Consider the following 2,790-nt stretch of genomic DNA (forward strand, 5'->3'; position numbering starts at 1 on the left):
CGGCACACCCTTGAAGTACCAGATGTGCGTGACCGGGGCGGCCAGCTCGATGTGGCCCATACGCTCACGGCGGACCTTGGACTTGGTCACCTCGACGCCACAGCGCTCACAGATGATGCCCTTGTAGCGGACGCGCTTGTACTTGCCACAGGCGCACTCCCAGTCACGGGTGGGTCCGAAAATGCGCTCGCAGAACAGACCGTCCTTCTCGGGCTTGAGGGTGCGGTAGTTGATGGTCTCCGGCTTCTTGACCTCGCCCTTGGACCAGCGGCGGATGTCGTCGGCAGTGGCCAGGCCGATGCGGAGCTCTTCGAAGAGGTTTACGTCGAACACGTAACTCCCTTTCCCCTCCCGGCGGGGAGGGATTGAATGGCGAATATCGGGTAAGGGTTTAGGAGGCGTCGACGTCGGAGTGCTCGTCGCGGGACAGGTTGATGCCCAGCGAGGATCCTGCCGAGTCGAGGTCGTCGTCATCGGAGCCGGACAGTTCCATCGGGGTGCCGTCAGCGGAGAGGACCTCCACGTTCAGGCACAGGGACTGCAGCTCCTTGAGGAGAACCTTGAAGGACTCCGGAATGCCCGGGTCCGGGATGTTCTCACCCTTGACGATGGCCTCGTAGACCTTGACACGGCCGACGACGTCATCAGACTTGATCGTCAGCAGCTCCTGCAGGGTGTAGGCGGCGCCGTATGCCTGCATCGCCCACACCTCCATCTCACCGAAGCGCTGGCCACCGAACTGGGCCTTACCGCCGAGCGGCTGCTGGGTGATCATGGAGTACGGGCCGGTGGAACGGGCGTGGATCTTCTCGTCCACCAGGTGGTGGAGCTTGAGCAGGTACATGTAGCCCACGGACACCGGGTACGGGAACGGCTCACCGGAGCGACCGTCGAAAAGCACGGCCTTGCCGTCCTCGTTGACCATGACGTCGCCGTCACGGTTCGGGCGGGAGTTGCGCAGCAGGCCGGCGAGCTCCTCGTTGGAGGCACCGTCGAACACCGGGGTGGCGGTCAGGGACTCGGCCGGAACATCGTAGAGATCCTCGGGGAGGGTCTCCAGCAGTTCGGCGTTGGCCGGGTCGGACGGGTCGACGGACCAGCCGGCGGCGGCGAGCCAGCCGAGGTGGATCTCCAGGACCTGGCCGATGTTCATACGACGCGGGACACCGTGAGTGTTGAGGATGATGTCCACGGGGGTGCCGTCCGGCATGAACGGCATGTCCTCCGGCGGCAGGATCTTGCCGACGACACCCTTGTTGCCGTGGCGGCCGGCGAGCTTGTCGCCGTCCTGGATCTTGCGCTTCTGGGCGACGTACACGCGGACGAGCTCGTTGACGCCCGGGGGCAACTCGTCGTCGTCCTCGCGGGAGAACACGCGGACGCCGATGACCTTGCCGGACTCACCGTGCGGCACCTTGAGCGAGGTGTCGCGCACCTCGCGCGCCTTCTCGCCGAAGATCGCGCGGAGCAGCCGCTCCTCCGGGGTCAGCTCGGTCTCGCCCTTGGGCGTGACCTTGCCGACCAGCACGTCACCGTCGCGGACCTCCGCACCGATGCGGACGATGCCGCGCTCGTCGAGGTCGGCGAGGACCTCGTCGGAGACGTTCGGGATGTCGCGGGTGATCTCCTCGGCGCCCAGCTTGGTGTCGCGGGCGTCGATCTCGTGCTCCTCGATGTGGATCGAGGTGAGGATGTCCTCCTCCACGACGCGCTGGTTGAGGATGATCGCATCCTCGTAGTTGTGGCCCTCCCACGGCATGAAGGCGACCAGCAGGTTACGGCCGAGAGACATCTCGCCGTTGTGGGTGCCGGGGCCGTCGGCGATGACCTGGCCGGCCTCGACGCGGTCACCGATGTTGACCAGGGGGTTCTGGTTGTAGCAGGTGCCCTGGTTGGTGCGCTCGAACTTGCGCAGCAGGAAGGTGTCGCGGATGCCCTCGTCGTCCATGATGGTGATGAGGTCGGCGGAGACGTTCTCGACGACACCGGCCTTCGGGGCGATGACCATGTCACCGGCGTCGTAGGCGGCGCGCTTCTCCATGCCGGTGCCCACGAAGGGGGCCTCGGCGCGGACCAGCGGCACGGCCTGACGCTGCATGTTCGCACCCATGAGGGCACGGTTGGCGTCATCGTGCTCGAGGAAGGGAATCATGGCGGTGGCCACGGAGACCATCTGGCGTGCGGAGATGTCGATGAAGTCGACACCCTTGGCGTCACGGATACCGATGTCGCCGTCCTTGAGGCGGACCTCGACGCGGTCGGTGGTGATGTTGCCCTCGGCGTCGCGCTCGGTGGAGGCCTGGCCGATGGCGTAGCGGTCCTCCTCGTCAGCGGTGAGGTAGTGGACCTCGTCGGTGACCTTGCCGTCGACGACGCGCAGGTACGGGGTCTCGATGAAGCCGAATGCGTTGACGCGCGCGTAGGAGGACAGGGATCCGATCAGACCGATGTTCGGACCCTCAGGAGTCTCGATCGGGCACATACGTCCGTAGTGGGACGGGTGCACGTCGCGGACCTCGATGCCGGCGCGCTCACGGGACAGACCACCCGGGCCGAGGGCGGACAGACGACGCTTGTGGGTCAGGCCCGACAGCGAGTTGTTCTGGTCCATGAACTGGGACAGCTGGGAGGTGCCGAAGAACTCACGGATCGCGGCCGAGACCGGGCGCACGTTGATCAGCGAGGTCGGGGTGATCGACTCGGCGTCCTGGGTGGTCATGCGCTCGCGCACGACACGCTCCATGCGGGACAGGCCGACGCGGACCTGGTTCTGGATGAGCTCGCCGACGG

General features: G+C 66.1%; 2 protein-coding genes. Both read right to left on the reverse strand.

The window, feature by feature from the left end; all coding sequences use genetic code 11:
• A partial coding sequence (locus tag Q4F73_RS12220; protein WP_303359612.1) for a hypothetical protein occupies positions 1 to 333 on the reverse strand: 333 nt, incomplete at its 3' end.
• Between the two features lie 58 nt (positions 334 to 391).
• A partial coding sequence (locus Q4F73_RS12225) for a DNA-directed RNA polymerase subunit beta (RefSeq protein WP_303359613.1) occupies positions 392 to 2,790 on the reverse strand: 2,399 nt, incomplete at its 5' end.

Origin of the sequence: Corynebacterium sp. (assembly GCF_030535495.1) — a bacterium.
Lineage (GTDB): Bacteria > Actinomycetota > Actinomycetes > Mycobacteriales > Mycobacteriaceae > Corynebacterium.